General features: G+C 44.5%; 8 protein-coding genes. All 8 read left to right on the top strand.

Annotation, left to right across the window (positions count from 1 at the left end; genetic code table 11):
• A partial coding sequence (locus tag Q0779_RS23400; protein WP_298776645.1) for a hypothetical protein occupies nt 1-194 on the top strand: 194 nt, incomplete at its 5' end.
• 228 nt (nt 195-422) lie between these two features.
• Nucleotides 423-941, top strand: coding sequence for an Hcp family type VI secretion system effector (locus Q0779_RS23395; protein WP_298776643.1), 519 nt, complete (start codon nt 423-425; stop codon nt 939-941).
• Between the two features lie 92 nt (nt 942-1,033).
• On the top strand, nt 1,034-3,082 hold the full coding sequence (gene tssI / locus Q0779_RS23390; protein ID WP_298776641.1) for a type VI secretion system tip protein TssI/VgrG: 2,049 nt from the start codon (nt 1,034-1,036) through the stop codon (nt 3,080-3,082).
• A 163-nt stretch (nt 3,083-3,245) separates the two neighbouring features.
• Nucleotides 3,246-4,613: a PAAR domain-containing protein gene (locus Q0779_RS23385; protein WP_298776639.1), complete on the top strand. Its 1,368-nt coding sequence runs from the start codon at nt 3,246-3,248 to the stop codon at nt 4,611-4,613.
• Nucleotides 4,614-4,680: 67 nt separating this feature from the next.
• On the top strand, nt 4,681-5,526 hold the full coding sequence (locus Q0779_RS23380; RefSeq protein ID WP_298776637.1) for an ankyrin repeat domain-containing protein: 846 nt from the start codon (nt 4,681-4,683) through the stop codon (nt 5,524-5,526).
• A 149-nt stretch (nt 5,527-5,675) separates the two neighbouring features.
• Nucleotides 5,676-6,515, top strand: coding sequence for an ankyrin repeat domain-containing protein (locus Q0779_RS23375; RefSeq protein WP_298776635.1), 840 nt, complete (start codon nt 5,676-5,678; stop codon nt 6,513-6,515).
• A 142-nt stretch (nt 6,516-6,657) separates the two neighbouring features.
• Nucleotides 6,658-7,467, top strand: coding sequence for an ankyrin repeat domain-containing protein (locus Q0779_RS23370; protein WP_298776634.1), 810 nt, complete (start codon nt 6,658-6,660; stop codon nt 7,465-7,467).
• A 33-nt stretch (nt 7,468-7,500) separates the two neighbouring features.
• Nucleotides 7,501-8,388, top strand: a complete 888-nt coding sequence (locus Q0779_RS23365; RefSeq protein WP_298776633.1) for an ankyrin repeat domain-containing protein — start codon at nt 7,501-7,503, stop codon at nt 8,386-8,388.
• The last annotated feature ends 138 nt before the right edge of the window (nt 8,389-8,526 follow it).

The following is an 8,526-nucleotide window of genomic DNA, read 5'->3' as shown; positions in this document are numbered from 1 at the left end:
CGAAGTACATGAAAAAGCCAGTCGGGGGTTCCAACTGGCTTAATAAAAACCGTCAACCTATTTTAGGACTAGACAATATTAATAAGATTGATTTTTCCTTTCGCTCCTCCAGCTGGGCAATTTATTGCCCAGCTGGGCAACTTATTGCCCAATATGAGCAATTTATTGCCCAAATATTCTTACCTTTTTTTTAAATGCATTAAAATCATGTAGATAACACTTGGCATGTTTCCTGCTGTTATTGAAATGTCTCTAAATTGATTTTGTATTGTTTTTATACTGTTTCATATTTTTGCACTGTGTCTGTTGTGCTGAGCCTCACCGATCAAAGAGTGGTGATGAAGACTCGCGTGCCCATCAAAAGTATCAAGCAGACATGCAATGCAGCAATATCAAATCATCAATATGAAAGGAAGAATATTATGCCAACTCCATGTTATATCTCTATCGAAGGTCAAACACAGGGAAACATTACCGCAGGGGCTTTTACCTCTGATTCAGTCGGTGATATTTTTGTTGAGGGCCATGAAGATGAAATGCTAGTACAAGAATTTAAGCATGTTGTTACTGTGCCAACTGATCCTCAATCAGGTCAGCCTTCAGGTCAGCGTGTCCATAAGCCGTTCATTTTCACTGTCGCACTCAATAAAGCCGTGCCATTAATGTATAACGCGTTATCGACAGGTGAAAAGCTCAATAAAGTGGTACTGAATTGGTATCGTACTTCTATTGAAGGTAAGCAAGAGCATTTTTTCTCGACCACGCTTGAAGGCGCAACGATTGTGGATATCAATTGCCATATGCCTCATTGCCAAGATCCGACTCAGGCCGATTTCACTCAACTCGTTCAAGTCTCATTAGCCTATCGCAAAATTGATTGGGATCATACAAGTGCTGGCACATCGGGAGCCGATGATTGGCGTAAACCATTGGAAGCATAAGTACTACAGGTATATTGCCAAATGGGCTTAGTTTTAGCCCATTTGGAATAGCTTAAATGAGATGGATAATATAAGAAAAAAAGGATGTTAGCATGACAATGGCAAGCTCTGGATTAGGTTACCAATTTGTCGCTGAAGGATTAGATGAAGCGAGTTTTGAGTTGCTTGAATTTCATTTTGAAGAGGCGTTATCCGCTCCCTTCTCGGTTGAGATGACGTTAATCAGTAAAAAAAGTGATTTAACGCCAGAGTCTATCGTTGATAAAGCAGGTTTAATGACATGGTCCATCGACGGTGAAGTGCAGCGTCAAGTGCATGGCGTGGTGAGTCAATTCACCATAGGGGATACAGGTTATCATGATACGCAATATAAGCTAACGCTTGTCCCTGCCATTTCTCGGTTAAAACTCAGACAAAATAGCCGCATTTTTCAAGCGCAAAGCAGTTTAGCCATCATTCAAACCTTGTTGACCGAAATGGGTATTAAGGATTATGCGTTTAATTGCGATCCTAGCTTAGATCAAAGAGTACGTGAGTATTGCGTGCAATATCGTGAAACTGATTTTGCGTTTGTGAGTCGCTTAGCGGCAGAAGAAGGCTTAATTTATCATTTTGAACACGAAAAAAGTCAGCACACCTTAGTGTTTAGTGATAGCACGAAAAAGCTGGGTAAGTTAGGCATGCCTTTTCCTTACAATGCCACCAGTGGCGGAATGTCAGAGGTGCCTTATGTGTCACAGTTTGAATTACAACATCAAGTGGCGCCTGCCAGTGTGGTGTTAAAAGATGCTAGCTTTAAACAACCTCAATACAGCTTTTTACAAGAAAATTTGGGCACAGATCTGGACTATCAGCGTCAAGATTATGAACATTTTGATTATCCGGGTCGTTATAAAAATGATGCCTTTGGAAAGCCCTTTACCCAAACACGATTAGAATATTTACGACGTCATGCACACCTTGCTTTTGCTAAAAGTAATCTCATGGCGGCCAGTGTCGGGTTTAAATTTGATTTAATGGAGCATGGGGATCCCAGCTTTAATCGAGATTGGTTGTTAATTAAGCTGACACACACCGGTCTTCAAGGGGCAAGCGTTGAAGGCAGTAATACCAGTATGCCCACTACTTATCATAATCAATTTGATGTGATCCCAGCGAATACGCCATGGCAAGCAATGCCTGAGACAAAACCTTTAGTGACGGGGCCACAATCTGCCGTGGTTGTGGGGCCAAAAGGCGAAGAGATTTTTTGTGATGAGCATGGCCGTGTAAAAGTGCAATTCCCTTGGGACAGAGAAGGGAAAAATGATGAGCAAGCCAGCTGTTGGGTCCAAGTGAGCCAAGGTTGGGCGGGAGCGCAATATGGTATGACAGCCATTCCGCGTATTGGCCATCAAGTGATTGTGAGCTTTTTAGAAGGGGATCCAGACCAACCTATTATTACCGGACGCACCTTTCACGCAACCAATGTGCCGCCTTATGTGTTGCCTTCTCATAAGACCCGTACCGTCATTAAAACCCAGACCCACAAAGGTAAAGGCTTTAATGAACTGCGCTTTGAAGATGAAGCGACCCGTGAGCAAATTTTTGTCCATGGGCAAAAAGATCTCGACATTATCACACGCAATACCCGCCGTGAAAATACAGGAATGGATCATCACTTAACGGTTGAAAATGAGCAGTTTGCCATCGTAAAACAGAGCAAGCACAGCACTGTGGGCAAAGATCTCATTGAAGAAGTTCGGGGTGATAAGCACCAAGCCATTGGTAAAAACCTCATTCAAAAAGTCACCGCAGGGCTAAAGCGCATCATAGGAGGCGGCATGGTGACTCAAGTGGATGGCGCCCATAGTATGTCAATTGCCGCATCGGAAGAAAAAATTATCGGTGGCGATCACAAATTGAAAGTCAATAAAGACAGCTATACCAATGCCGCGAATATCGTATTAGAAGCCGGCACCGCTCTGACACTCAAAGGTCCTGGTGGTTTTATTAAAATTGACTCTGGTGGTGTGACGATTTCGGGCAGTAAAGTCAAAATCAATGAAGGGGGATCGCCCGGTAAAGGCAAGGCACCTAAAGACGTCAAAGTGGAAGAGCCCAATCAGCCGACACTGCCAGAGCCAGCAGATAAGCGCTGAGCCAGCGAATAATCGCTGAGCCAGCCGATAAGCGTTAAGGCTTAACGCTTAATGCGCACAATAACAATATCAAGCGTTAGCAAGGTTAAACAGGGGGACCTCATCAGTGTCCCCCTTAATAACCCTGTATATGGATAAGTAGAATTAAGGAAAAGGAACCAATATGCCAAAAGCGGCGAGATTCGGTGACAGCGCTGCGGGTCACGGCTGTATGCCAGCGACCCCCATTTTAGCGGGCAGTGGTGATGTCAGCATTAATGGCATGCCTGCCGCGCGCAAAGGTGACATGGTACTGTTGCACATGTGTCCATGCCCTAATATGCCCCATGGTATTCACATGCGCAGCGTCAATGCGGGTTCATCCAATGTCAGCATTAATGGTAAACCTGCCGCCAGAGTCGATGATGCCATTAATTGCGGTGGTAAAGTGGCCGCAGGTTCGCCGGATGTGCTTATCGGCGATACGCCCTATCAGTCTCCCGCTCACAAATGTGCAGAAGGGGCGGTAGCATCTCATGCGCCCATGCTCAATTTCGAGCCTATGCTGACGCCGCTCTTAACCCAATGGTCAGAGTCTGCTACAGAGGTCGTTGCCCCTAAAAAAGTCGTGTCTGCAGTTGAACTTCGAAAAGCGCGATATGAGTCGAGAAAAACCTTAGTGTCCAGTGCCAGCGATAGTCAAGATCCTGATGTTCAGGCGGCCAGTGAGCGCTTAGCCATGAATAATGACAGTATTTTGCGCGCTGAAGCGGCGCAATATGTCTACCGAGTCGATGAAAATCGGCGCGATCCTGATAAGTATCCGCTGCCCGAGCCGCCAGTGGGGCTGGAGTTACTCGATAAAAAGGATATTCCAGGGCTAGAGGATGCAGTATTCATGGATGAAGAAACGGGTTTTGGCGCCGCCTTATTTCAATCTGACATTAATGATGAAACCATGCTCACCTTTCGCGGCACCAACAATGGCGTGACAGGGAAACAAGATTGGATGACGAATGGCACCCAAGGCATTGGGAAAGAATCGACACAATATAATCAGGCCATGGATTTAGCTGAACTAGTCTCTGATGCTATGGATGATAACGTTATCGTTGGCCATTCTTTAGGGGGAGGCTTGGCTGCCAGCGGGGTAGGGGTCACGGGCAATCAAGGCCATACCTTTAATGCCGCAGGCTTGCACCCCAAAACCGTGGCGCGCAATGGCGGCCTTAAAATGAACAACATTGAGCAATTAATGCAAACCCAAGCGGTCAATGGGGAGGTGCTTACCTTATTGCAGAGCAATCGCAAATTGGCTGTGGCAGGCTTAGTTGGCGGGACCAGTAGCTTGTTTGGCAATGTGGGCATGGCGGTGGGGGGAGTATTGAGCGCTGCCGTGTTAGCCAGTGGCGCTTTACCTGAGGCGCCGGGTACCATGTCGCCCCTTGAGAGTATCGACGGCGGCAGCCCAGTGACTCGCCACGGCATGGATCAAGTGATCGCCGGCATTGAAGCGCAAAAAGAAGCCGATATTGCTACGCTTAGCGCCTAAGGTTAGTGAGTAACGAATGCAAGCGCATTTAATAAAACGTATGTAGGTTATGATGCTGATAAATAAAATGTTGATAAATAAAATGTGGGTAATAAGCCTAGTACTCTTTATCGGCTTATTAACCGCGAGTGAAGGAGAAGGTGGGGCTATGTTTTCAAAAGATCAGTTTTCAAAAGATCAAGTGTCTAAAATCGATAAAAAAATGCAAGCTCAAGTATTTTTTGAGCCTGAGATGGCCGAGGTGTTAATAGCGCTACAACAAGGCAAGCAGGCACAAGCGCAAATGCTGATGAGCGATCATAACCTCGATTTAAATGTTCATGGAAAGGACGATATTACGCCCTTGCTTTGGCTGATCATGGTGGCGAACAATAAACCCGCCGCGAAACTCGCCTTAGATTTAGGCGCCGATCCTAATTTTAAACGGGCCAATGGTGATAATGCAGTGACTATGCTGGCCGGAGGTAAAGATGTGGCTTGGCTTGAGCTGATCTTAGCCGCTGGGGGGAATGCCAATGCCATCGATAGAAATGGACAGCCCGCATTATTTTCGGCTATTGGCGCAGAGAGTTGGGATAATATTCATGCCTTATTAGATCATGGCGCCGATGTGAATTTGAAAGATCGCAGTGGACGCAATAGTGCTTTATATCCTGCCTATATCATGAAATATGAGTTTAGTTATTTTTTCATTGAGCAAGAAGCAGATCCTTTTGAATTTACTACAGGAGGAGCAAACTTGGCTTGGAATATCCATAAGAAATTAACTAAAGGCATTATTAAATCTGATAGTCGACAATATCCTTGGGTGATGAAAATAAAGCAACATCTTATCAACCAAGGAGTGGAATTCCCGCCATTATCGCCTAAAGAAGTCCGTGCCAAATGGGCTGTAGAAGGGAAACCAGAATAATGCCTGTGCATAAGGAGCCTAATGGGTAAGGTTAAGTGAGGGGAAGATGCACCAGTAGGCTAGCTGACTCTATGATGGGTCGGCAAATAGCGAGCCTTAGGCTCTGTTTTGTCTTGTGCTTAGTGTTGTTAAGTCAGACAGGAAATGCCATGTCGATGAAAAATCTGTTCAGCCCAAGCCAGTTTTTAAAAGATAAGTTTTCAACAGTTCAGTTTTTAAAAGATCAAGTGTCTAAAATCGATAAAAAAATGCAAGCTAAGGCGTTTTTGGAACCAGCCATGGAAGAAGAGTTGTTTTTTGAGCCTGAGATGGCCGAGGTGTTAATCGCGCTACAACAAGGTAAAACAGCTCAAGCGCAAATGCTGATGAGCGATCATAACCTCGATTTAAATGTTCATGGAAAGGACGAAATTACGCCCTTGCTTTGGCTGATCATGGTGGCGAACAATAAACCCGCCGCGAAACTCGCCTTAGATTTAGGCGCCGATCCTAATTTTAAGGACTCTGACGGCGATAATGCTGTGACTATGCTGGCCGGAGGAAAAGATCTGGCTTGGCTTGAGCTGATCTTAGCCGCTGGGGGGAATGCCAATGCCATCGATCGAAATGGAGATCCTGCCTTATTTGATGCCATAGGTGAAGCGAATTGGGATAACATTCATGCCTTATTAGATCATGGCGCCGATGTGAATTTGAAAGATCGCAGTGGTGCGAATAGTGCGCTCTATCCAACTTATATAATGAAATATGAGTTTAGCTATTTTTTTATACAAAAAGGAGCAGATCCTTTTATTTATGATAATACGGGGTCTGATTTAGCATGGAGTGTATATGATGATATTGGTGATGGTATCATTAAACCCGATAACCCCAATTACCCTTGGGCAATGAAAATAAAGCAATACCTTATCGACCAAGGAGTGGAATTTCCGCCACTATCCCCCAAAGAAGTCCGTGCCAAATGGGCCAAAGAGGGCAAGCCAGAATAATGTGTGTTAACGATATCTGTTAGGAGACTCTGTGAGCAGGAGAGGCAGTAGGTTTACTGACGCTAAGATGCGTCGGTTATTGCTGAGTGTTAACGGGAGCTTGCTCTTGTGCTTGCTTTTATTGAGTCAGACAGGAAATGCCATGTCGATGAAAAATCTGTTCAGCCCAAGCCAGTTTTTAAAAGATCAGTTTTCTAAAATCGATAAAAAAATGCAAGCTAAGGCGTTTGTTGAGCCAGCCATGGAAGAAGAGTTGTTTTTTGAGCCTGAGATGGCCGAGGTGTTAACCGCGCTACAACAAGGTAAGCAGGCACAAGCGCAAATGCTGATGAGCGATCATAACCTCGATTTAAATGTTCATGGAAAGGACGATATTACGCCCTTGCTTTGGCTGATCATGGTGGCGAACAATAAACCCGCCGCGAAACTCGCCTTAGATTTAGGCGCCGATCCTAATTTTGAACGGGCCAATGGCGATAATGCAGTGACTATGCTAGCAGGGGGCACAGATATCGGGTGGCTAGAGTTGATATTAAATGCAGGGGGTAATGCAAATTCGATTGATCGAAACGGAGAGCCTGCATTATTTGATGCCATAGGTGAAGCGAATTGGGATAACATTCATGCCTTATTAGATCATGGCGCCGATGTGAACTTAAAAGATAAAAGTGGATTAAATTCTGCTTTACAATCAGCCATTTTGAATAAATATGAACTTGTTTGTTTTTTCATTGAAAAAGGAGCGGATGCTACAGTTTATATGTCCGGAGGTGCCGATTTAGCTTGGTTGGTTCATGACGTGTTGTCAGATGGGATTATTAAACCAGATAACCCTAATTACCCTTGGGTGATGAAAGTTAAACAACACCTCATCGAGCAAGGAGTGACGTTCCCGCCTTTATCGCCCAAAGAGGTGCGGGCAAAATGGGCCAAAGAGGGCAAGCCAGAATAATGGCTGCTTTTTTATCCAATAGATGAATAAGCAATGAATAATATGGCTAGTTTTTTACAGGTGCGAACGGTGTTCTTTGGTGCGAGCCTTGTGGTGTGTTTTATTTTTAGCTTGTTTGTGTTCAGTCATGTAGGAAATGCCATGTTGGTGAAAAACCTGTTCAGCACCAGTGAGTTTTTAACTGTTCAGTTTTCTAAAATCGATAAAAAAATGCAAGCTAAGGCGTTTTTTGAGCCAGCCATGGCCGAGGTGTTAACCGCGCTACAACAAGGCAAGCAGGCACAAGCGCAAATGCTGATGAGCGATCATAACCTCGATTTAAATGTTCATGGAAAGGACGATATAACGCCCTTGCTTTGGCTGATCATGGTGGCGAACAATAAACCCGCCGCGAAACTCGCCTTAGATTTAGGCGCCGATCCTAATTTTAAACGGGCCAATGGTGATAATGCAGTGACTATGCTGGCCGGAGGTAAAGATCTGGCTTGGCTTGAATTGATCTTAGCCGCAGGGGGGAATGCCAATGCCATCGATAGAAATGGAGAACCAGCATTATTTGAGGCTATTGGCGCAGAGAGTTGGGATAATATTCATGCCTTATTAGATCATGGCGCCGATGTGAATTTAAAAGACTCTGGAGGGGAGAATAGTGCGCTGTATCCTGCCTATATTATGAAATTTGAGTTTAGTTATTTTTTTATTGAAAAAGGAGCAGATCCTTTACTGGATACAAAGGCTGGTGAGAGTTTAGCTTGGAATATCCATAAGAAATTAACTAAAGGCATTATTAAATCTGATAGTCGACAATACCCTTGGGCAATGAAAATAAAGCAATACCTTATCGACCAAGGAGTGGAATTTCCGCCACTATCCCCCAAAGAAGTCCGTGCCAAATGGGCCAAAGAGGGCAAGCCAGAATGATAACTGTGAAAGAAAGCATGCTTGGAGAAGGAACATCATAATGGCTATGATGCAGAGCAATAGCAATAGCAATAGCAATAGCAATAGCAATAGCAATAGCAATAGCAATAGCAATAGCAATAGCAATAGCAATAGCAA

It is taken from the genome of uncultured Shewanella sp., from assembly GCF_947491715.1.
Lineage (GTDB): Bacteria > Pseudomonadota > Gammaproteobacteria > Enterobacterales > Shewanellaceae > Shewanella.
The sequence above is the reverse complement of the archived record's forward strand: the minus strand, read 5'-3'. Positions and strand labels throughout refer to the sequence as shown.